This is a genomic window from Photobacterium sp. WH77, assembly GCF_022014395.1.
Taxonomy (GTDB): Bacteria; Pseudomonadota; Gammaproteobacteria; order Enterobacterales; family Vibrionaceae; genus Photobacterium; species Photobacterium arenosum.
Genome location: NZ_JAKLTE010000001.1, coordinates 522,950 through 546,027, shown reverse-complemented (window position 1 = coordinate 546,027; position 23,078 = coordinate 522,950). Strand labels below are relative to the sequence as shown.

General features: G+C 51.3%; 18 protein-coding genes and 4 tRNA genes. 13 read left to right on the top strand and 9 right to left on the bottom strand.

Annotation, left to right across the window (positions count from 1 at the left end):
* Positions 1 to 61: 61 nt before the first annotated feature.
* Both L6J37_RS02345 and L6J37_RS02340 read right to left on the bottom strand, forming a co-directional pair.
* On the bottom strand, positions 62 to 502 hold the full coding sequence (locus L6J37_RS02345; RefSeq protein ID WP_237793987.1) for an arsenate reductase/protein-tyrosine-phosphatase family protein: 441 nt from the start codon (positions 500 to 502) through the stop codon (positions 62 to 64).
* A gap of 3 nt (positions 503 to 505) precedes the next feature.
* Positions 506 to 1,660: a polysaccharide export protein gene (locus L6J37_RS02340; RefSeq protein WP_237793985.1), complete on the bottom strand. Its 1,155-nt coding sequence runs from the start codon at positions 1,658 to 1,660 to the stop codon at positions 506 to 508.
* Between the two features lie 900 nt (positions 1,661 to 2,560).
* On the opposite strand from L6J37_RS02340, the gene L6J37_RS02335 reads away from it, so the two are divergent.
* The 6 genes from L6J37_RS02335 to L6J37_RS02310 all read left to right on the top strand — a co-directional run bounded on the left by L6J37_RS02335 (position 2,561) and on the right by L6J37_RS02310 (position 9,039).
* Complete coding sequence (locus tag L6J37_RS02335) at positions 2,561 to 2,851, top strand: hypothetical protein (RefSeq protein ID WP_237793984.1); 291 nt, start codon at positions 2,561 to 2,563, stop codon at positions 2,849 to 2,851.
* Positions 2,852 to 2,976: 125 nt separating this feature from the next.
* Positions 2,977 to 3,750 (top strand): YjbF family lipoprotein, encoded by a 774-nt coding sequence (locus L6J37_RS02330; protein WP_237793982.1) that lies wholly within the window; start codon positions 2,977 to 2,979, stop codon positions 3,748 to 3,750.
* Between the two features lie 75 nt (positions 3,751 to 3,825).
* Positions 3,826 to 4,692, top strand: a complete 867-nt coding sequence (locus L6J37_RS02325) for a capsule biosynthesis GfcC family protein (protein WP_237793980.1) — start codon at positions 3,826 to 3,828, stop codon at positions 4,690 to 4,692.
* A 14-nt stretch (positions 4,693 to 4,706) separates the two neighbouring features.
* The gene (locus L6J37_RS02320) at positions 4,707 to 6,938 is read left to right on the top strand and encodes a YjbH domain-containing protein (protein ID WP_237794037.1); all 2,232 of its coding nucleotides are present in this window, start codon (positions 4,707 to 4,709) and stop codon (positions 6,936 to 6,938) included.
* A gap of 373 nt (positions 6,939 to 7,311) precedes the next feature.
* On the top strand, positions 7,312 to 7,536 hold the full coding sequence (locus tag L6J37_RS02315) for a hypothetical protein (RefSeq protein WP_192017041.1): 225 nt from the start codon (positions 7,312 to 7,314) through the stop codon (positions 7,534 to 7,536).
* Positions 7,537 to 7,905: 369 nt separating this feature from the next.
* Complete coding sequence (locus L6J37_RS02310; protein WP_237793978.1) at positions 7,906 to 9,039, top strand: LPS O-antigen chain length determinant protein WzzB; 1,134 nt, start codon at positions 7,906 to 7,908, stop codon at positions 9,037 to 9,039.
* Positions 9,040 to 9,175: 136 nt separating this feature from the next.
* Here the strand turns inward: L6J37_RS02310 and L6J37_RS02305 are convergent, their stop codons facing one another.
* Both L6J37_RS02305 and L6J37_RS02300 read right to left on the bottom strand, forming a co-directional pair.
* Entirely contained in the window at positions 9,176 to 9,445 is a 270-nt protein-coding gene (locus L6J37_RS02305; protein ID WP_192017039.1) for a YfcL family protein, read from the bottom strand.
* Between the two features lie 90 nt (positions 9,446 to 9,535).
* Positions 9,536 to 10,069: an elongation factor P hydroxylase gene (locus tag L6J37_RS02300; RefSeq protein ID WP_192017038.1), complete on the bottom strand. Its 534-nt coding sequence runs from the start codon at positions 10,067 to 10,069 to the stop codon at positions 9,536 to 9,538.
* 272 nt (positions 10,070 to 10,341) lie between these two features.
* Here L6J37_RS02300 and L6J37_RS02295 point away from each other — a divergent pair, with 272 nt between their 5' ends.
* Positions 10,342 to 11,463, top strand: a complete 1,122-nt coding sequence (locus L6J37_RS02295; RefSeq protein ID WP_442956994.1) for a UDP-N-acetylglucosamine 4,6-dehydratase family protein — start codon at positions 10,342 to 10,344, stop codon at positions 11,461 to 11,463.
* 65 nt (positions 11,464 to 11,528) lie between these two features.
* Here the strand turns inward: L6J37_RS02295 and aroC are convergent, their stop codons facing one another.
* The 4 genes from aroC to L6J37_RS02275 all read right to left on the bottom strand — a co-directional run bounded on the left by aroC (position 11,529) and on the right by L6J37_RS02275 (position 18,312).
* Complete coding sequence (gene aroC / locus L6J37_RS02290) at positions 11,529 to 12,626, bottom strand: chorismate synthase (RefSeq protein WP_237793976.1); 1,098 nt, start codon at positions 12,624 to 12,626, stop codon at positions 11,529 to 11,531.
* A gap of 92 nt (positions 12,627 to 12,718) precedes the next feature.
* On the bottom strand, positions 12,719 to 13,780 hold the full coding sequence (rluF, locus tag L6J37_RS02285; protein ID WP_237793974.1) for a 23S rRNA pseudouridine(2604) synthase RluF: 1,062 nt from the start codon (positions 13,778 to 13,780) through the stop codon (positions 12,719 to 12,721).
* A gap of 285 nt (positions 13,781 to 14,065) precedes the next feature.
* Positions 14,066 to 17,203, bottom strand: coding sequence for a multidrug efflux RND transporter permease subunit (locus L6J37_RS02280; protein WP_237793971.1), 3,138 nt, complete (start codon positions 17,201 to 17,203; stop codon positions 14,066 to 14,068).
* Positions 17,203 to 18,312: an efflux RND transporter periplasmic adaptor subunit gene (locus L6J37_RS02275; protein ID WP_237793969.1), complete on the bottom strand. Its 1,110-nt coding sequence runs from the start codon at positions 18,310 to 18,312 to the stop codon at positions 17,203 to 17,205. Before L6J37_RS02275 ends, L6J37_RS02280 begins: the two co-directional genes overlap by 1 nt.
* 215 nt (positions 18,313 to 18,527) lie before the next feature.
* Between L6J37_RS02275 and L6J37_RS02270 the strand changes: the two genes are divergently transcribed.
* The 5 genes from L6J37_RS02270 (at position 18,528) to L6J37_RS02250 (ending at position 21,042) form a co-directional block, all read left to right on the top strand.
* Positions 18,528 to 18,612: transfer RNA gene (locus L6J37_RS02270), tRNA-Tyr, on the top strand.
* Between the two features lie 72 nt (positions 18,613 to 18,684).
* Positions 18,685 to 18,769 (top strand) — tRNA-Tyr (locus L6J37_RS02265).
* A gap of 68 nt (positions 18,770 to 18,837) precedes the next feature.
* Positions 18,838 to 18,922, top strand: a tRNA-Tyr gene (locus L6J37_RS02260).
* A 68-nt stretch (positions 18,923 to 18,990) separates the two neighbouring features.
* Positions 18,991 to 19,075 (top strand) — tRNA-Tyr (locus tag L6J37_RS02255).
* A 227-nt stretch (positions 19,076 to 19,302) separates the two neighbouring features.
* The gene (locus L6J37_RS02250) at positions 19,303 to 21,042 is read left to right on the top strand and encodes a response regulator (RefSeq protein ID WP_237793967.1); all 1,740 of its coding nucleotides are present in this window, start codon (positions 19,303 to 19,305) and stop codon (positions 21,040 to 21,042) included.
* 19 nt (positions 21,043 to 21,061) lie between these two features.
* On the opposite strand, the gene L6J37_RS02245 is transcribed toward L6J37_RS02250, so the two are convergent.
* Positions 21,062 to 22,036, bottom strand: coding sequence for a glutathione S-transferase family protein (locus tag L6J37_RS02245; protein ID WP_237793965.1), 975 nt, complete (start codon positions 22,034 to 22,036; stop codon positions 21,062 to 21,064).
* 181 nt (positions 22,037 to 22,217) lie between these two features.
* Here L6J37_RS02245 and xthA point away from each other — a divergent pair, with 181 nt between their 5' ends.
* Positions 22,218 to 23,024: an exodeoxyribonuclease III gene (gene xthA / locus L6J37_RS02240; protein WP_218382804.1), complete on the top strand. Its 807-nt coding sequence runs from the start codon at positions 22,218 to 22,220 to the stop codon at positions 23,022 to 23,024.
* Positions 23,025 to 23,078 lie beyond the last annotated feature (54 nt).

Here is a 23,078-nt window from a genome sequence, read left to right as displayed (position 1 = left end):
GTTTTTGATCACTCACTAAGCATCACTGTAAGCATCAGTCTGTAAAGACTGATGCTAGGTGTTACAGCTTTTGCGCCCAGGCACGGGCGGCTTTGTCGATCAGCTGATACGCATGTTCGTATGCTTCCCGGCTCAGGCGGTAGGGGTCGGGAATGTCCTGCTGACCGATCCATTGCCCAAACAGCATGGTTTTGCCTCTGGCTTCTGGCACTATGGACGCCACGGCATCCAAATGGCTTTTTTCCATCACCAGAATCAAATCGACGTCACGGCACATCGCCGAAGTCAGTTGCTGAGCCTGATGCCCGTCAAGGGACACCCCATTTTCGGCGGCAATCTCGCTAGCTGTGCGATCTGCAGGTTTTCCCTGCAGATTGCCTTTCTCTGTGCCTAACCCTGCCGACTGAATATTTTTCGCCGGCAGTAATTGTTTCAGCAGCGCTTCCCCCGACGGAGAGCGGCAAATATTGCCAACGCACACAACAAGAATATTATTAAACATGGCTTACCAATCCCTCACTCGTACTGCCCCTTCGGTCAGCTGGTTAAACCCGGTAATGGTTGGCAGCAACTGGCGTACTACACGGTTCCAGCGCGCAATCGGTGCCGAGGTGACATACACCACATCGTAGGGTTCCAGTTCAAATTCAGTACCCAGTACCAGTGCCGCGGCATCTTTGATATTTAACTGATAAATATCCGCCAATTGCGCGTTGTCTGCTGTGGATACAGTATTTGCCTTGTTATTTTTGCGTACGTTACGAATCACAAAGACACCGGTCGCATCCGCTTCCAGCTCGTTAATACCGCCGACACTGCTCAGCGCCTCGGTCAGCGTCATACCAGCACGGTCAATTTTCAGCAACTGCGGCGCGTTCACCTCACCCATCACAAATACTTTTTGCGCATCGTTGCGCGGTACATGCACTATGTCACCAGGGCGAAGCAGGCGGTTTTGTGTCAGATCACCACGCTGCATTAAGGCATACAGCGAAATATCCTGTTCTATGCCATGGCGTGTCAGGGTTACGTTGCGCCAGTCCGCATTTTGTGCCAGGCCACCTGCACGGTTAACAGCATCCAGCAAGGTCATTGGCACATTAGTAATCGCTTGCTGGCCTGGCTCGTTTACCTCGCCGGTCACGTACGCTTTTTGCGAACGAAAAGCCGCAACATTAACATCCACTTGCGGGCTTTCAATAAAAGCCGCCAACCGACGGGAGATTTCATCACGGATTTGCGTCACGGTTTTACCGCCGACCTGAACCGTTCCAATATAGGGATAGAAGATACTGCCATCGGCATGGACCCAGTTACCAGACTCACTGGAACTGCGGTATGAACCGGCAGGAATGGTCAGCTCAGGGTGATCCCAGATAGTAATATTCAGAACATCACCGGGGCCGATGTAGTACTCATAGCCCGTGAGTTCAGCATCCAACGCTGGATTGGTTCTGGCTGTCACTTCTGGTCGTCTTGACTGGTAAATAACAGACGGTGTCAACGGATAAACGTTAACCTGTTCAGACACATTGAACGCTTCGTTGTCTGCTTGTTGTTTATTGTCGGGTAACGACAGATGGGAACCGGGAACAACCGTACAACCTGCTAATAACAATGACGCCACAGCAGTAAAAAGGAGCTTCTTAGAGAAATCCATATCCAGTCAACGTTGATAAATAAGAAAAAATGGAATTTTGATCGAAAAACTAATCGCAATATGCAAATTGCAGTTGCCAATTGACAAGTTAGTCACACATTATGCAAACAGCTGAATCACACTAAGGTGACAACAACGGCTTAATTAGATAAACCTGATGGAGTGATAAGCATGCCCTGGTGCATAACACAAGGATAAGAATTGAAAGCCAGTTAAGAAAGAGACTGCGTTGAACCCGGTATTTCAGTTATTCCACTAACCGGGAATAAACGAATACTTACCCTTTCAGGCATGCTACCGCCCTTAGGTTACAGCTCCCAAACGCCTTCAATACATCCATGTTTTCTGCAAAGTGCAGGTTACCGTTTTCACATGACAATCGTGTCAGCCAGATGACATTTTTTTAGAAAAATGTGATTTAGCTTACATTTGCCGTAGTTTTAAGCAAAACCTGTAAAAATGCCTGTATCACCCCATCACAATCGTTGCAGGGCGTGTAAAAATGCCCTAATTGACTGTCACTTTGGCTGCCGCATTCTACACAATCACACCCGACTGAGAAACCATTAAATGCAACTAGTATCAAATTAGAGTAATTAGTCATCGTCAGGCCATTGTTCGCAGGTAAATTAGTCTTTTTTGATACATTTAACAGAAACTCACCAAAGAGATTACTCTCTCTGGCGATATTCAAACAATACTTTTTTCACCCGCACTTTATTATTTAGAACGCACATTCTAACTGAGTGTTTTGTTTTAAAAATGCCATAATCCTCAATCTTCACATTCAATACATTGCTATCCTTGATATATCGAAATATCATTGAAAAGCGCTTTGCGTTATCAACAAGCCGAAATTTTTAGAATTTATCACTCAACACAAATCAATAAGGGAATAGGATGAACAAGGTAATCGTTTCTCTGGCTGCGCTGCTAATGGCCAGTTCAGCGTTTGCAGCTACCGAGACAGGTACTGCAACAGCAACCACTTCAACAACGACAGCAACTACTGCCTCAACCACGGCGGCGGGTACAGCAGCCGGTACTGCTGGTGCAACGGCTGCCGCTGTTGGCGGTATCACTGCTACAACGGTTGCTGTGGGCGCTGCCGTGGCAGTAACAGCCATCGCTGTTATTGATGCCAACGACAACGACACAGCAACATCAAACTCTACAACCAATAAGGGCTAAGCAAACACGTTTTGCTGTCTCTGATTCTATAACCGCACATCTGTGCGGTTATTTTTATTTCTGTCATTGACCAGTGACTACTATTGACCTGTGACTCCCATTGACCTATGACTAGCGGATACCTAATGTTCGACGCCCGTCTTTCTGTAAACAGACGCTTTCTGGTACTCATCGCCCTGTTACCGCTTTTTTTATCCGGATGCAGCCAAAAATTTCAGAATGTGTCGGATACCTTTCGTCTTGCTGTCAGCGGTGATGATGACACGGTGAAACCCTCAGCCTGGATTGAACAACTCCCTTACGCCAGTATGTACGCCCGTATCGGAGACGGCCCTCAGGCCTTTATGGTGCTGGCACTGGCAGAACCTGCCGCGGTTCTGACATCGTCAATCACTGCTACTGAGCCAAAAGCTGCGACTGAGCCAAAAACGGCTACTGAGTCAGAAACTACCGAGCTGGCTATGCAGCTGAAATGGCTGGCCGCCGACAAAGGCATGCTAGTGACGGAGCACGGGCGGCTGGTGAAAACCCTGAACCTGCCCCTTGGCAATCTGGTGCAGGTTACAGCAGAAACGCCAGACCCGGTCGCACTCGGACTGCATTTGCCCTCTACACCGACAACCTGGACCCGCCGCATCGACTGGCAGCCCGGCTATCACTTTGGTTATCAGCTCACCTCCCGCTTTGAGGACAAAGGGCTGGTGACTATTAGGATCAACAATATCACTCAGTCTGCTCGCTATTTTGTTGAGACGGTTGATGTACCCAGTCTGGATCTGCAGTTTGACAACGTTTTCTGGATTGAGCCCGCCAGTGGTCAGGTACTGAAAAGTCGCCAGCTTATCGCACCCGGCTTACCTGAAGTCGAAACACAATTGCTTAAAGCTTACGGACGATAACGATTTATGAATCCAGACAAGCACTTATACCGGATATTCTCGCCTCACCAGACATGGTTTTGCACCCCCGGAACTATGATAAAAGCTTTGATACCGGCTGCTTTTAAACTGACGGCTTTGATACTGATCGCTTTGTTAGGGATACCACCAGCCCTGACACCTGCTGCCATGGCGACGCCTGTTGAAACGACACCCACCTTCGTCAGGGTACAGCTAGACAACGGCGATAAAGAACTGCAACTGCGCTACCCTGATACCGTCCGCCTGGATCGGGTTCAACAAGACGCGCTATCCAATGTATACCAGTTATCAACAAAATCAGACAATACTGCTCAGGCTCTGTACTGGACCGGATCCTTTTTATGGAAAGCCGATCACCGTGCTAAGCAAGCCCTCGCCCTGCAGCAGCAAAACGTGGACAGGCAGATCCGAGCGCTGGCCGATCACTGGCGCTACCATCGCCCGGCTGCCAGTGAGACTCTTATTCAGCTGGCGCAAAGTCTGGCTTCGCCTATGCCGGGTGAGCGCATTTTTCTTCCGTTAGACAGCGATCGCGTGCGTATTGTGCCGGATAACAACCCTGCGCTGAACGGGCCTTTTGTGTTGCGATTCGCCACCCGGCCCAATACCGTTAAGGTGACAGGGGCCCTTAAGCTGCCGGCCGGCAGCAATACAGCTGATCTTTCCCTGCCCTGGCAGGAGAGGCAGGATGCCGCTGGCTATCTGAAACAGATACAAACGTTATCGGTGGCCAACCGGGATTATATCTGGGTGATTCAGCCCGACGGCAAAGCCGAACAACACAGCATCGCGTACTGGAACCGGCAACATAAAGATATCGCGCCGGGTGCCATTCTTTATCTTGCGTTTACCGATCTGCCAGCGAGTGCGAAGTCGTTAAATTCTCAAATTATTCACTTGCTTTCACAAAGGCCTTTCTGATGGATCAGCCTGTTATGTCTTCCTGTACCAAGCGCCTGGGTCTTCGTTTTCCGAGTCTCCATTTTCTGTCAGGATTATCTCTGGGGATTATCACCCTTACGGCCCATGCCGATGAATTCAGTTATCCTGACTTTTCCGTTTCCCAATCCGATTTTGGTGGCGTTGGCCTGATCCAGATGCCTTCCGGTCGTGTTGCGCCGGAAGGCGAATTCACCTTTGGTACCACCTATAACCAAGATTACCTGCATTACAATGTGTCACTGCAGCTGTTCCCCTGGCTGGAAACCACCATACGCTACACGCTGGTTCAGGATGTTCTCTACAGTGAGGACGAGGACTTCAGTGGCGATACCAAATACACTGACAAGGGCATAGACTTTAAGCTTAGGCTATTAGAAGAAAGCTTCTGGATACCAGAAACCTCTGTCGGTATTCGTGATTTTGGCGGTACCGGATTGTTTGACGGCGAATACATTGCGGCCAGCAAGCACTGGGGAGCGCTGGATTTTACCCTGGGGCTGGGCTGGGGCTATATCGGCAACAGTGCCAACCTATCCGGCGATAAAAGCCTGAGCAGCGACTGCGGCCGTAATACCGAATATAAAGGCAAAGGCGGCAGTGTCGATTTCGAGCGCTGGTTCTCCGGCTGCATGGCGTTATTTGGCGGGGTGGAATACCAGACGCCCTGGCGGCCTTTACGACTGAAACTGGAATATGATGGCAACGACTATACCAGTGATTTTCCTGTGACCCGCGCGGACTCTGATATGACTCAGGACAGCCCGATAAACCTGGGGGTGTTATACCGCCTGGGCGACTGGGGCGATCTGCGGATAAGCTATGAGCGCGGCCATACCTGGACCGCCGGTTTTAACCTTAATACCAATTTTAATCAGCTGACAGCCTCCTGGCGCGATACACCTGCCGCCGCTTATGCGCCCGACAGGCAAAAACGCTCCACCACCAGCGCAGACTGGCAGAACATCGCGAATCAGTTGCATACCAACGCCGGTTATGAAAACCCGACCCTATACGCGGATGGCCATACCGTGACTGTAGAGGCGCCGCAGAACAAATACCGGGATCGTGACCAGGGTTATCAGCGTGCGGCGACCCTGCTCAGCAATCAGTTACCGACAGATCCTGACACCAGCCTGCCGCTTTATAGCGAGTACCGCCTGATCGAAACCAGCAACAAGCTGCCGGTCAAAGAAACCCGCATTAATGTGAAAGCATTTGATCAGGTAGCCAGTCACAGCTATGTCAATGCCTCTATCGACGATGCCATCACTCATCAGGTACCGGCACAACCACAAGGCCGGCTGATTGCTACAGACACTGACAAATGGGACCTGAGTGTGTCCCCGACCCTTCAGCAGTCTTTTGGCGGCTCCGAAGGGTTTTATCTGTACAACTTAGGGGTGACGGCTGGAGCCAGTTACCACATGACAGACCATTGGGAGCTGGGCGGCAGCGTCTATCTCAATCTGTTCGATAACTACGATAAGTTTCTCTACGATGTGCCGCCCGATGGCACAGATTTAAAACGTGTTCGTACTCTGGTTCGCCAGTACATTGATGGCAATCCGATCCGGGTCAACAATCTTCAGCTGACCTGGATGGATCAACTGGCGGATAACTGGTATGGGCAAGCGTACACAGGTTATCTGGAAATGATGTTTGCCGGTGCGGGCAGTGAAGTGCTTTATCGCCCCATGGGAAAAAACTGGGCGCTGGGTGCTGATATGAACTACGTGATTCAGCGAGACCCGGATACCCAGTTTGGTCTTTTCCATGACGAAGTGCATTTTGACCCCATCACAGGACGTGACTACAAAGTGCAAACTGGCGCGCTAACCGGCCATGCCACTTTCTATTACCAGCCACAGTGGACTTTGTTACCCAATACGCTGATGAAAATCAGTGCCGGGCGCTATCTGACAGAAGATGTGGGTGTCACCTTCGACTTCTCCAAGCAGTTTGACAGCGGGGTGATTGCCGGTGCCTTTGTGACCAAAACCAATCTGTCGGCCGAAGAATTTGGTGAGGGCAGTTACAATAAAGGCTTTTACATCTCGATCCCTTACGATCTGATGACAGTAAAACCAAGCCGCAACCGCGCCAATATTTCCTGGCTTCCTCTGACGCGTGACGGCGGGCAGATGCTCAACCGTAAGTACCAGCTCTATAACATTACCGATGCGCGTTATCCCTGGTACAGCCGGAAAATGATGCAAGCGGAATAAGTATGAGGATCATGACTTTATAGTCAGGTGACACTGGATGGCCCGCCTCGGCGGGTCAGCTTACTGCTGAGATCGCAACCGCTCCTGCTTTTCTGCCCTCTTCGCTTTTTCTCCTGTTTTTTAGCTTTCTTTATATCCTTTCAACTCTTTTTAGTTGCTCTGAGTGTCTGATTTTGCCAACAATTAACCCTGAAGATTAAATGGATTTATTGCACTCATGCGCTGTAGTTTTACTAAGTCGATCAGCTGAACAGTTGCACCGGGATCCCGTATCGGCAATATAGAAAGTGGCTAAATATTAATCTTCATCAAATACTGTCGCCTTCCTGAACTGATGGAGTGATCTCGTAATCGACGTTTGTGAGGTAGAAATATGTTCAGAAAGTATGCTGTTTTTTCGGTAACATTTCCCGTACTGCATAAAATCAACCTGTTGCTGGCGATCGCGTTTTTTGCCACCTGCTGCTACCAACTGGTGGTTCAGGAAGATATCGTCTTCAGTCTGGGGCTATTGGCCGTCGTGTTCCTGCTGACTCTTTTTGCTGGTTCGTCAAACTACCGGCGCAAATATATCAGCTTCCCCTATTCAGTCGATTGACCCTGACATTCATTGCAAATGAAAGCGAACATCGTAAATCAAAGCAAGAGCCGGGCTCGGCATCCCATGTCTTAAGGCCACGCTTAGCTCATGTTGCTTTTTTGTATAAAAAGTAACTTTTAATGGGCTTCGATTATCCGATTTTTTTGTCAGGGATCACGGATAGTAGAAACTTGTTCAATAATTTCCTGCGAGTGGCCTATGGCTGCTTGCTTCCGCTAAGAGCACCCACCTATAATTTGCCTTGTGAGTACATATTTACTTAATTCTAATGCTCTACTGAACACATTAAGATAAAATTACAAAGATAATTTTTTACTTTTCTTCTTTATCGCATCACAAATTGCAGTTATCAATGGAAGTGTCATAGTGACAGATACACACACAAAAGCCGTCCCGTCAGGCCCTCAACTTGTTCATCAATCTAATCAAACTATGCCAACACCAGACAGCACTGATGAAATTGATCTCGTCCAGCTGGTAAGAACACTGTGGCAAGAAAAGCTGCTGATAGCGCTGATTACTGTTGTTTTCGCCATCGCAGGTGTTGCCTACGCACTGACCGCGCAGGAATGGTGGACGGCCAAAGCCAAAGTGATTCAACCTCAGATCACCGACTTTGCTCAGCTGCAACGTGAAATCAGTGCCTTCCAGCCTGCGTTTGATGTCTATCAGGCTGACGGTACCGTACTGGTCAGCACTCAGCTTCTGGATGTAGCTGATGCCGAAGTGCTGTTTAAGCATTTCATCAACGGCTTTAATTCGCTGGAAAACAAGAAAGCCTTTTTGATGGACAACGCCGATTTTCAGCAGTTTTTATCTGACAACACCATTAGCTCAGAAGAAGATACCGACAAAGAGTTAGAAAACTGGTTCGATAAAATCACCGCTCAGCAGGCCAGCAAGCAGGAATCCGATACCTTCGTGATTAATCTGCAGGCGACCACCAGTAACAGCAGCTTTGATATGCTGAAACAGTACATCGATTTCGTTTCTGCTAAAGTCTATAACGATACATTAGCTAATGTGCAGGCGCTGGTGTCAGCCAAAGAGTATGAGCTGAAACAACAGCTTAAGGTACTGCGCAGCCAGGCCAATAGCTTTCTGCTGGTTGAAAAAGAGCGTACCCAATACGCCCTGAATATCGCCAGTGCCGCGGATGTCAATCAGCCGGTTCAGAACCTGGGTGATAACGAGATTTTTGCCATCAACTTAGGCGCCAAAGCACTGGCGGCCAAGGTGAGCGCCCTGGAATCGGTAAAAAACCTGAGCGTGGTTGAACCCCGTATTCAGCAGGTAGAAGCGCGTCTGTCGCTGCTGCAGGGCACTGAACTGAATAAAAATATCAAATTCAAAACCTACCGTTTTCTTGAAAACGTAGAAAAGCCGGTGACCAAAGACAAACCTAAACGCTTACTTATTGTGGCTATCGCGACCCTGCTGGGCGGTATACTGGCTGTGGCCTTTGTTCTGATTCGCTCTGCGTTCAGAAATCACGACTGATTGCCAACACAAGCAATCAGAGACGGCATAAACAAAAAGGCCAGTCCGGGTAACGGACTGGCCTTTTTGTTTCTATTTGTACTTCTGTTTCAGTTACTGGCAATGTGCCTGGATTACGGCAATCTAACCAGAACGGTTATTCAACCGCCGACTGTTGCAACTGAAGCCACAGTGATTTCACCAGTTGCTGATCGGCAGGGTTCAGCTCAGACTGCGCATTCTTCAGGCTGTCATTCACCGCCTGGTTCATCGCATCCAAAGACGCAATGCCGCCACGTTCACACTCTGCTGCCGACAACGAAATGTGGCCACGCAGGTAACCGCCTGCAAATAACTCGTCATCCGATGCGGTTTCCACCATCAGGTCAATCAGGGTGAGCAGCTTTTCTTCGTATTGCTGGATCATCTCGTCACTCTTTCGTTTTATCTGAATCTGGCCCTGTGCGGATCAGAATAGGTTTACTCACGCCACTGATACGCATTGCTGTGATGCGAATCAAAGCGGCTCAGGAAAATCGTCTGCGCTGAGCGGTTGGACACCATAATGCTGACGCAACACTTCTGACAGTATGCCTGCTCGCTCCGGTGTATTGCCATTCAGGTAATGCAGCACCTGCTGGCGGACTTTGCGGGTAAATGCTACCCGATCCGGCTCATGATCACCACTCAGGTTGTCGCAGCTGACCTGAAAACGAAAGCCGCAACTGGCCGACAACAGCCACTCTACCGCCTGAGGTTTCACTTCAACCTGCTCAAACACTGCCTGCTGATCAGCGTCCCGCCCGTCTGGCAAATACCAGTAGCCATAATCTTCCAGCAAGCGACGCTCGGGGCCGGCAATACACCAGTGCGCTATCTCGTGCAGTGCAGAGGCGAAGTAACCACGGGCAAACACAATTCTGTGATGCGGGTGCCCAGTATCGGCAGGAAGATAAACCGGCTCATCACCGCCCAGCACCAATTCGGTGTTGAGGCTGGTTAAGAAAGTGCGGTTAAAGAGTGTTATCAGGTCGTTATAATCGTGAGGCATGGACTGTGTGGCTTCATTTAACATCTGGGAGGTCAGCACTGATTATCCCAGCCCCTCCCGCAAGAATGCCGCCGATTATAGCGGGTTTGGGATCATAGTGCTAACCGCAACACATAAGCCTTATATCACGAGGAGACTCACGCTAGCACTGAAGCCCATGGTATGATGCAGCCTTCCTGAACGCCTAGTAGCAAGATAATGCAAATTATTATCCAAGCATACTGTTGCCCGTAATATCGACATCGCGATTTTCCATGCTCACAGAATCACTCATGCCAAAAACCACTATAAACATCGAAACATTGTTAGACCGTGAACAAGTGCTGCCTCTGACATCGCTCATGTCAAAAAATATTACCGGCAAAACCGTGATGATTACGGGTGCTGGAGGTTCAATTGGCTCAGAGTTATGCAGACAGATCATCCCACTGAAACCCAGAAAATTAGTTCTATTTGAGTTAAATGAATTTAACTTATACCGCATTCATCAGGAAATCAGCTTGCAACTCAAAAACCTGGGCCTTGAGATTCCATTGGTCGCAGCTTTAGGTTCTGTTCAAAATCAGCAGAGAACTCAATCGCTGATGGTAAAACATCAGATAGACAACCTTTATCATGCTGCAGCATACAAACACGTCCCTATGCTTGAAGAAGAGCAAAACATTATTGAGGGATTGTATAATAATGTCTTTGGTACTTTGGCATTAGCAAAAGCCGCAATACAGGCTCAAATCAGCCACTTCACCCTGATTTCTACCGATAAAGCCGTACAACCTATTAATATAATGGGTGCCAGCAAACGACTGGCAGAGCTTATAGTGCAATCTCTGGCTCAGTATCAGAACACAACACTATTTACAGCAGTACGATTTGGTAACGTGCTTGATTCTTCCGGTTCGGCCGTACCGTTATTCAGGCAGCAGATCCAGCAAGGCGGACCAGTAACTGTTACGCATCCTGATGCAACTCGCTACTTCATGTCTATTCCAGAAGCTGCGCAATTGGTGATTCAAGCAAATGGAATGAGCGAAAACGGACAGCTGTTCGTTCTTGATATGGGGAAACCGATTAAAGTTTTAACATTGGTTAAACGACTGATTCAGCAATTTCACCCAGTGAATACTCACCAGGCCAGCCCCGAGATAGAAATCATTTTCACCGGGCTTCGGGCTGGAGAAAAGCTCGAGGAAGAGCCGCTTATCACAGACAATGCAAAAAGAACTGTGCATCCCAAAATCATGGTATTATCAGAAGAACCGAGCCCATGGTCTGAAACAGAAGCCTATTTAAACCAACTCAGCCAATATTGTGCTGACACAGATTTAGACGGTATTCGTTCCCTTTTAAGCCACTTTATGTGCCCAAGAGCCGCTGGCGATTGTCTGAAACAGTAACGAACAACAAAAAAAGAGGACGCCCCAACGTCCTCTTTTTGTTTAACTTGCCGCTCTGAATCAGATTATTCTATTTCTTTCAGCTTAGGCGTCGAGGTCATCACATCGGCGTTTTGCGCGCGGTGGCGCAACAGGTGATCCATCAGGACGATAGCCACCATAGCTTCTGCAATAGGTACGGCGCGAATGCCGACACACGGGTCATGCCGACCACGGGTCACCACTTCAGCGCTTTCGCCCTGCTTGTTGATTGTCTCGCCCGGCACGGTAATGCTGGATGTGGGCTTGAGTGCCAGATGGGCGACGATGTCCTGACCGGAGGAAATCCCGCCTAAGATGCCGCCAGCGTGGTTTGATTTGAAACCTTGCGGTGACATAGCATCGCGGTGTTCGCTGCCGCGCTGTGTCACAACGTCAAAGCCATCGCCAATTTCCACGCCTTTCACTGCGTTGATACCCATAAGCGCATGAGCAATGTCGGCATCCAGACGATCAAACACCGGCTCACCCAGTCCAACCGGGACATTCTCAGCCACGACTGTCAGTTTGGCACCGATGGAATCGCCTTCCTTCTTGAGTTTGCGGATCAGCTCATCCAGCGCATCGACTTTCGAAGCATCCGGGCAGAAAAACGCATTCTGCTCGACCTGATCCCAGTCGACGCTATCAATGCTGACGTCGCCCATTTGCGATAAGTAAGCACGCACTTCGATACCGTGAACCTGTTTGAGGTATTTTTTGGCGATTGCGCCAGCCGCTACCCGCATCGCGGTTTCACGGGCGGAAGAACGGCCGCCGCCGCGGTAATCGCGGACGCCGTATTTTTGCTCGTAGGTATAATCAGCATGGCCGGGACGGAACAGATCTTTAATCTGGGAGTAGTCTTTTGAGCGTTGATCAGTATTTTCGATCATCAGACCGATAGAAGTACCGGTTGTCTGGCCTTCAAACACGCCGGCCAGGATTTTGACCTCATCCGGCTCACGGCGTTGTGTGGTGTACTTAGAGGTTCCCGGCCGACGACGGTCGAGATCGTGCTGCATGTCGGCTTCTGTCAGTGCCAACCCCGGTGGGCAACCATCAACGATGCAGCCCAGCGCCAGACCATGGCTTTCGCCAAAGGTGGTGACGCGAAAAACTTGTCCAATTGTGTTGCCTGCCATGACTTCCCCTGTAACTTTGCTTCTGGCTTTTTGTAATCATTGAATAGTGCAAAGTTGCGCAGGGGAATGCAAGCAGAATCGGCGTTGAGCCATTACTGGTCTTTCTTAGACTTCCATTTTTTAATGCCGGGCGATGTCGACTCATGACCTGAACGGTCCTGACGACCACCTTTCGGCCCTTTGCCCGCTTGCCCGCCGGATTTCTTATCGTGCGGACGCTGCGGCGATTTGCCCGGTTTGCTGCCTGGACGACGACGCTCGACCTCGCCTTTACCTTTATAGGTTTTGTACCTGACCGGCGCTTCCTGCTCACTCTGCTGGCGGGCATCGTACAGTTTAGCGTCTGTGGCTTTGCTGATGGCCTGCCCCTGGCTGTCGACCCGCGACGCTTCTTCTGTCTTGCTCGACAGCGCCAGTAAACGGTGAATCTCGGCCATTTCATCCTCGGTCAGATAGCGCCATTTACCGTTTGTCAGACCGTCAATGGTGATATTCATGATGCGGACGCGGCGAAGTTTATACACTTCAAAGCCCAGTGCTTCACACATACGACGGATCTGGCGGTTAAGGCCCTGCGTCAGCACAATACGAAAGGAATAGGTGGTTTCCTTGGTGACTTTACACGGCAGAGTGACGGTATCGAGAATCTCAACACCGGAGGCCATTTTGGTCAGAAACGCCTCAGTCACCGGTTTATCCACCCGAACTACATATTCTTTTTCGTGCGAGTTACCGGCGCGGAGGATCTTGTTGACGATGTCGCCGTCATTGGTCATGAAAATCAGACCATCAGACGCCTTATCCAGCCGGCCGATCGGGAAAATACGTTTGCGGTGGCCAATGAAGTCAACAATATTCCCTTCAACATGCCTTTCCGTGGTGCAGGTGATCCCGGCGGGCTTGTTCAGCGCAATATAAACAGGCTGCTCTTTGCGGCGCAGCGGTTTGTCATCCACCAGTACTTCATCATCCGGGCCGACTTTCACCCCCATTTCTGGCTGCTGGCCGTTAATCAGCACCCGGCCTTGCTCAATCAGTTTGTCGGCTTCCCGGCGCGAGCAGTAACCTGTGTCACTGATAAATTTATTCAAGCGAACCAGACTGGTGTCTGAGGATGGTGCGTCATTACGAGACTGAGGTTTATTTTCTGGCATGATGATCTTCTTCATTGTGCGTTTCACAACGCGTTCGGAAGCAGGGATTTTACCTAATGTCTGTTTAAATAGAAATCTGTGAAGCGGATAAGTTAAACAGCCATTCCCGCACTAACCCCGTCATCCCCGCGCAGGCGGGGATCCAGTAAAGCGTGCTCAATGTTCAGAAGATGGCTGATGTTCTGGTGAATGATTTCAGTATTTCTCTGACCTGACCACTCACTGCCTCATGGATTCCCGCCTGCGCGGGAATGACATAACATTTTGATTTACAATCAATTACTTTTATTTTAAATCCTCCAGTGGCAAATCACCATGGCTGCGACGTCCGACATAATCATGCTCCAGGGCTTTTTGCAGTTGTGCCGCGACATGGCCCGGTGACTGGGTTTTCGCGCACACCAGGCGATACATGGCCGGGATCACGAACAAAGTCACCAAAGTCGCAAACGCCATGCCGAAGAACACCACAGTACCGACCGAAATACGGCTTTCATAACCTGCGCCAGTCGACAGCAGCAGTGGCAAGGCACCAAACAAGGTAGTGAATGCCGTCATCAGGATTGGGCGTAAACGCCGTGCTGAGGCATCGACAATGGCCTGCTCAAAGGCGATGCCTTTATCCCTGAGCTGGTTGGCAAATTCCACAATCAGAATGCCGTTTTTAGTTACCATACCAATCAGCATGATCATGCCGATCTGACTGTAGATATTCAGGCTCTGCCCCATCAGGATCAGTCCCAGCAAGCCGCCGAAGATCCCCAGCGGCACGGTCAGCATCACCACCATAGGGTTAATGAAGCTTTCGAACTGCGCCGCCAACACCAGATAAGCCACCAGCAATGCCAGACCGAAGATCATCGCCATACTGCTCTGGTTCTCGCGGAAATCTTTCGATTCGCCACCATAGTCGATAACAATATCACTCGGCAGCATAGACAAAGCCTGCTCATCCATAAAGTCCAGCGCTTCACCCAAGGTATGGCTGGGCAGCAGGTTGGCAGAAATGGTGATCGACTTCTGCTTCTCGTTATGGCTCAACTTGCGGGCCGCCGCCACTTCTTCGACTTTCGCCACACTGTTGAGCGAAACCAGCTCACCGTTCTTGGCACGGACGTAAATCCGGCTCAGATCCATCGCATTGTTAAAACTGTTTTCATCACCGCGCAGATACACATCGTATTCCTCGCCGCGCTCGACAAAGGTGGTTTCACTGCGCCCGCCCAGCATGACTTCCAGCGTTTCTGCGATATCCGACTGCGGAATGCCCAGCTCGGCTGCCCGCGGGCGATCAACCGTTACCACCAGCTCTGGGGTGGTTTCGGCGTAATCTATGTCCACGCCGTCCATCATGCCGCTGCCCTGCGCGACATCTTTCAGTTTGGTGGCCCAGGCAAACAGCTCGTCGTAATCGGCACCATTGAGGATAAACTGCATCGGCTCGGAAGAACCGCCCCGGAATCCCGGCATGAATGGCCAGACACGGATATCCGGAATGCCCTGCAGTGCTTTGCGGATCACCCCGAGCGCCTGAGTCGCGCTGACATCGCGATCTTCCCAGTCTTCCAGCTGCATGATCACAAAACCGGTCTGATCCCCGGCCCGGCCGCCAAAGGCCGGGGTCTGGATGCTGACAGAGCGGATCAGCCCTTTGCCTACCATGGGCAACAAGCGCTGCTCAACCTGCTCGATATTGCCGACCATGCGGTTATAACTGGTCGCTTCCGCGCCGCGGACAAAGGCAAAGATCACCCCTCTGTCTTCAGAGGGCGCAAGCTGGCTCGGCACCATTTTGAACAGCCAGACACTGGCGCCTACCACAGTGACAATCAGCAATGGCGCAGCCCAGCGCCAGCGAACGGCCTGAGTGACGGCTTTGCGGTACACAGCCTCCAGTGCAGCAAACTGACGGTCGACAAAGCGGTTAAACGGCCCGGGTTTGACATTGGCTTTGAGCAGCTTACTGCCCAGCACCGGACTTAAGGTCAGTGCCACCAGGGAGGAGAACAGCACAGACATCGCCAGCAGCACGGAAAATTCGGTGAACAGCGGTCCCACCATGCCATCCATAAAACCGATAGGCAGGAAGACCATGACCAGTACCAGCGTGGTGGCAATTACGGCAAACCCGACCTCTCTGGTGCCTTTAAAGGCAGCCAGCAAAGGTGGCTCGCCCCTTTCGATATGGTGGTAAATGTTTTCGACCACCACTATGGCATCATCCACCACCAGGCCGATAGCCAGAATCAGGGCCATCAGGGTCAGCAGGTTGATGGAAAAACCGAGATAGTAAGCGGCCATAAAGGCGGAAATCAGCGACACCGGCACAGTGACCGCCGGGATCAGGGTCGCCCTTGCCTGACCGATAAATACATACAGCACCAGCACCACCAACGCGCCTGTGATCAACAAGGTGTTGTAGACCTCGTTGATCGAGCGTTCAATAAAGATGGTCGAGTCATAATCCACTGCCAACTGGGTACCGTCCGGCAGAAAACGCTGTAATCGGTCCACTTCTTTTTGTACCGCATCGGCGGCTTGCAGCGGGTTGGCGTCTGACATCGGCACTATACCCAAGCTCAGGCTCGATACGCCATTGCTCTTGAAGGTGGCATCTTCGTTTTGCGCACCTATGGCCACATCGGCGACATCTTTGAGGTAAATCGGCGTGCCGTCTTCAGTATGCCGCACCATCAGGTACGAGAAATCTTCTGCGGTGCGGTACAAACGTGCAGTTCGCACCGACATAGTGGTCGCATCGTTACGCACTTCGCCGCCCGGCAGCTCGACGTTTTCATCACGCAGGGCATCGATAATATCCGTGGTAGTCACGCCGCGTCCTGCCATCTGCTCAGGCAACAGGCGGACATACATGACTTTGTACAGCGCGCCGGTCAGTTGCACTGAGCTGACACCATTGATCAGGCTGAACCGGTCGGTTAGCACCCGATCGGCGTAGTCCGTCAGCTGCGAGCGATCCATTTCACTTGAAGTCAGATTGATATAGATAGCCGCTTCGCCTGACCCGTCATCTTTGGAGACAATCGGCTCGTCTGCGCCATCGGGCAGACTGCGTCGGGCACGGGAAACGGCGTCACGTACGTCGCTGACCCCTTCGGTCAGGTTCCAGCCCATTTCGAACTCAACGCTGATCCGCGAGCTGCCGTTACGGGTGGTAGAAGTAATGCTTTCAATGCCGCTGATGCCCGACAGCTCGTCTTCAAGCACAGTGGTGACACGGCTTTCCATGATGGTTGCCGATGCCCCTTCGTACGAAGTACCTATGCTGATCACCGGATTTTCAACGTCGGGCATTTCCCGGACCGGCAGTTTGCTGAATGACACCAGACCAAACACCACCAGCAGCACGCTCAGCACAATTGCAACTACAGGGCGTTTTACTGCAACGTCAGATAACCACATCAGGCATTATCTCCCGCTTGCACTACACTGGCCGCTTTGGTCTCAGACGGGTTGCCAAGACTGACGTCCTGCACGGCCAGACCGTCGCGCATATTGACCAGTCCCTGAACCACAATACGATCACCGATCTGAATACCCGATTCGATCACCACTTCGTTTTTCACCCTGGCGCCCAGCGTCACTTCAGTTCGGTGTGCAATGCCTTTGGCATCAACAAGGTAAACAAAACGCTTGGTGCCGGAATACTCCAGCGCCTGAACCGGAATAATCGCGGCCTGCTGCGGGGTAAAATCCAATGCTGCCGCCATCAGCATGCCGGGTTTGAGCTTGCCGCTGGCATTGTCAAACGAGACGCGCACCCGGATATTGAGTGATTCGGCCTGCACCCGTGAGTCAATGGCCTGAATCGTGCCGTGAAAGGTGTCGTCCGGCCATGCCTGACTTTTCGCCAGTACCGCCATACCAGGTGCCAGTTTCGACAGATATTGCTCAGGCACTTGTACATCAAGGCGCATTTGTGACAGATCATCCAGGGTAAACAGCTCACTGCCTACCGTCACGGTATGACCTGCGCTGAAATCAATCAGGCCAACAGTGCCGGTAAACGGTGCACGAATCTGGTGATCATCCAGCTCTGCTTTGGCCGCATCAAGACGGGCTTTGGCGATACTCACGCTCGCCTGCTGCGCTATCAGTTCGGTCTGGGTCAGCGCCCCGCGCTTCACCAACCGCTGATATTCGGTGTATTTCCGCTTTTCGTCGTCATAATAGGCTTTCGCTTCGTCGTAAGCGGCCTTGGGTTTGGCGTTATCGAGCTGAACCAGCAACTGCCCCTGTGTCACTTTCCGCTCGGTATCCACCACGATGCGATCCACCTTGGCGGCCACTTCCGTGGCAATGGTTACTGAACGCTGAGCGGCCAGTTTACCCACCAGAGAGACAGAACTGACCACTTCGTGTGACGTTACTTCGCCTGTCGCAACCGGCACGCTGCGACCAGGCTTGGGCTGACTGGCGGCTTGGGCAGCATGAGACTGCTGCTGAAAATAGAAATACCCCCCGCCGGCCAGGGATGCCGCTACCACAACGGCCAAAACAACTTTCTTCATGCTTACGCATCCTGTTCTTTGTTATGGGCTAATCATATCTGACCCACAGAATAATCGGGGTAAAGAAATGTAAAGCTAAGCAAGTTTTCCTCACAAAAAAGCACAAACCGCAGACGTAACTTGCAAAACGACGAAAAATCCAGCAAGCAACGATGAATATTCAGAAAAAGGGTTTACAGTCTTCACCTGTTTGCTATTATCCGCACCGCACTTGTGGAGGGGTTCCCGAGTGGCCAAAGGGATCAGACTGTAAATCTGACGGCTCCGCCTTCGAAGGTTCGAATCCTTCCCCCTCCACCATTTTTTTATGAAAGTGGTACGCTGTACGGCTTTCACGGCTGATAAAGCCAGACAATACGTAAAAAATCCCGTGGAGGGATTCCCGAGTGGCCAAAGGGATCAGACTGTAAATCTGACGGCTCCGCCTTCGAAGGTTCGAATCCTTCTCCCTCCACCATCTTTTATGAGAGTGGCGCTTTGCTGCTTTCACGGCTGATAAAGCCAGACAATACGCAAAAATCCCGTGGAGGGATTCCCGAGTGGCCAAAGGGATCAGACTGTAAATCTGACGGCTCCGCCTTCGAAGGTTCGAATCCTTCTCCCTCCACCATCTTTTATGAGAGTGGCGCTATGCTACTTTCACGGCTGATATAGCCAGACAATACGCAAAAATCCCGTGGAGGGATTCCCGAGTGGCCAAAGGGATCAGACTGTAAATCTGACGGCTCCGCCTTCGAAGGTTCGAATCCTTCTCCCTCCACCATCTTTCAAGCCAGTGCATCGCGCTGGCTTTTTTTATTCCTCTCTTTTTCTTTCTCTCCGTCGTAAGCCCTGCACAATTCTCACTTTTGCGACTTTATGCTTTCTTGCCCTCCAATCACCACATAGCACAATTTTTCACCACAAAAACCGACTACACTCAATCTATCTAAAGTGTGACTGCCGCCGCATTTGCATGCAGTTGCATCCTGGTTGCTCTGAGGACATAGGATGGCTACCCGATTGCACACCATGAGCCTTGCTCCCCCGCCCTGGCATAAACTGAAAGTCTTGCTGGTCGACGATCAGCCCAGTGCCCAAAGCCTGATGAAAGGGGTACTGGTGCAGATTGGCCTGCGTCACATTGACACCGCCGCCAACTATCGTGAAGCCATCAAGCATTGCCAGCGTTCGGCCTATCATCTGCTGCTGGTCGATTTTCATTTAGATAACACCCTGACAGGCAGTGAATTGCTGACCCTGCTGCGGAAAAAACAGCTGCTCAGTGCCGATTGCGGGATAGTGATTTTTTCGGCAGACACCAGTGCCCGAGTGGTGCTCAATGCACTGGCGGTTGAACCGGATGCCTTTGTTACTTTGCCGCTGCCGCTCAACACACTTGAGCAAAAACTGAGCCACACATGGCGCAACAGTCAGGCCCGCCAGCCTGTGTATAAACAATTGAGTGAGCATGGTCTGGATCAGGGGATCCGACACTGTAAACAGCAGCTGCTGCAACATGGTCCGGATTATCAGCTGGAAAGCCTGCTGCTCGATATGCTGATGGAGAAAAAAGACTGGGCGCTGGCCCGTCGTTATATCAGGCTATTTCAGAGCTATCACCCCTCAATCAAAGTCACGCTGGCGGAAGCCAAAGTTGAGCACCAGTGCGGTGACTCAGCCAAAGCCCTGCAACTGCTGACGCACCTGATCGGGAAACACCCTTTATGCCTTGAGGCGATGGATTTACTGGCAAACTACCAGTCCGGGCAAGGGCAACCGCTGCAGGCACTGGCCACAGCCCAGCGGGCACTGAAACTGTCCCCCTCTGCCAGTCACAGGGCCCTGAAAGTTGCGCAGTTGGCAGCCAAGTGCCAACAACCAGATGCATTCGCTCAGGCCGGGCTCTCACTGGCCACCCATTTACCCATTATTGATGTTGGCTGGATTATCTGCCTGGCCGAATTCAGTGCCAGCTTCGAGCAACTGTATTTCAGTCTGGATGATCAGCGCACCCGCCGTCAGCTCCACCAGACGCTGAGCCAGATAGCCCAGCGTGCGCATCACAGATTACTGCCCGCTCAGCGCCCTTTTCTTTATTGCTTCAAGCAGTTACTGATCGCCCGATTGCTGCTGGCGCAAGGCAAACAGCTGAAAGCCAAACGCCGCCTTCTGCTCGGCTTATCCGGCTATTTCGAACGCCTCAATAAGCTGCCGTCAGTGATTCTGGCCGATGCGCTGCCGCTGCTGTTACAACTCGGCGAAACCCGTTTGATTGCAGATATCTGCCAGGTACTCAAACACAGAGACAGCTATGACGGTCACAGCCAATTAAGGCTGCAGGCATTGCGGGAAAATACTCACGCTTTTGACGCATTGCGCTGGCTGGAGTCCACCTTCAAACGCGCTCAGGCCATTCGCCACTCGCAGCCATCCCAGGCGCTGTTTCATTTTGATGCCATCATTCACGACTATCCGCTCTGCAGCGAAGCGCATCTGGGACGTCTGGATTGCCTGCTCAGGCTTCAGGGGCCGGGTCTGGCAGCCAGTATCCGTCCCAGCCTGCTTGCCGTCAGCATGATGCCTCTGCCTGATGCGCTGGCTCAGTGGCGCGGCGAGATACTGAGCCAAATGCGCGCCGGCAGACAATCCAATCCGGCGACAGGCGGTCTGTCTGTGCCACTGCCTTACTCGGTGAATCGGGACTTGCCGCCGGTCCGCATTGAGGTCTGGGCGCCATTGCTCCATTAGGGGGTGCGTCAGGACAGCATTAGGAAGTCAGGTTGAATCTGTCCCTGCCGTGCGGCGAATCCAGATCCAGCTCTGGCCCCTGAGGCACCACGCCGGTTGGATTGATCATCTGATGGCTGAAATAGTAATGGCGTTTGATGTGGTAAAAATCGACCGTATCAGCCACACCCGGCACCTGATACAGTTCCTTCAGGTAGCCCTGTAAATTCGGATAATCAGCAATGCGCTGCTTATTACATTTAAAATGGCCCACGTACACGGCATCAAAGCGGATCAGCGTGGTAAACAGCCGCCAGTCGGCCTCAGTCAGCCTGCTGCCGGTTAAATACCTGTGATTGGCGAGATGCGCATCGACTTTATCCAACGCCGCAAACAACTCAGAAAAGGCCGTGCTGTAAGCCTCCTGAGTGGTTGCGAAGCCGCACCGGTACACACCGTTATTGATCGACGGATAAATAAACGCATTCCACAGCTCGATTTCGGCCTGAGCCGATTGGGGATAGTAATCATCCTGGTTACCGGTGATCTCGTTGAAAGCGCTGTTCAGCATGCGGATAATTTCTGAGGATTCATTGCTGACTATGGTTTGGGTTTCTTTGTCCCACAGCACAGGCACTGTTACCCGGCCGGTATAATCGGGTTTGGCTTTGGCATACAGCTGGTGCATAAAGTCAAAGCCATACAGTGGCTCAGGCTGCGCAAACTCCCAGCCGTGTTCCAGCATGTCCGGGCTGACCACTGTGACCCCGATATGCGGCTCCAGCCCTTTCAGAGTACGGAATATCAGGGTCCGGTGCGCCCAGGGGCAGGCCAGTGAGACATAAAGGTGATAGCGGCCGGATTCCGCCTTAAAACCTTGCTGGCCCTGTGGTCCCTGACGGCCGTCCGCCGTTAACCAGTGACGAAAGCCGGCATCTTCACGCACGAATTCACCGTCGCTTTTATCTGTGTCGTACCACACATCGTGCCACACACCCTTGATCAGTTTGCCCATATTTGCCTCACCGTTGACTTTCACTTGCCTTGATTATAGGTAAGGCAGAGTCACCAGTCGGCGCAGAAAATCCGGTAAAGATCATCAAGATATTCGAACAGCTCAGCGCTGGCCTTACGCTATGACAAGCAACTGTGCTAGGATTGCTTCATTCTAAACCCTGACAATACAGAATCATCAAATGAAAGTTATTTCTTTTAATATCAATGGATTAAGAGCAAGACTCCATCAACTGCAAGCAGTCATCGATAAACACCAGCCGGATGTGATCGGCTTGCAGGAAATCAAAGTGCATGACGAAGCCTTTCCGCTGGAAGACGTAGAAGCCATGGGCTATAAGGTCTACCACCACGGCCAGAAAGCCCATTACGGTGTTGCACTGTTGTGCAAGCAGGAACCGGTTCATGTACGCAAAGGGTTTCCGACCGATGATGATGAAGCCCAGCGCCGGATGATTATGGCCACTTTTGAGCAAGAAGACGGTAAAACCGTGACTGTGCTGAACGGCTACTTCCCTCAGGGTGAGAACATCAATCACGAAACCAAGTTTCCGGCCAAGGAAAAGTTTTATGCTGATCTGATGACCTACCTCAATACCCATCACAGCAGTGATGAAGAACTGGTGGTCATGGGTGATATCAATATCAGCCCCATTGATCTGGACATCGGCATTGGCCCGCAAAATGCTAAGCGCTGGCTGCAAACCGGTAAATGTTCCTTCCAGCCAATTGAGCGCGAATGGCTGAAAACCCTGATGGACTGGGGATTTGTCGATACCTTCCGTCAGCTTCACCCCACCGCGGATGACAAATTCTCGTGGTTTGACTATCGCTCTAAAGGCTTTGATGACAACCGCGGCCTGCGCATTGATGTGGTTCTGGCGACCCCGTCGCTGGCGGCCCGTTGCCAGGAAGCCGGTATTGATTACGAACTGCGCGGTATCGAAAAACCGTCTGATCACGCACCTATCTGGTCTGTTTTCAAATAATCACCGCCATAAATCCCCTGCCAGCCCCTTTCATCCGGGGCTGGGTTTGACGAG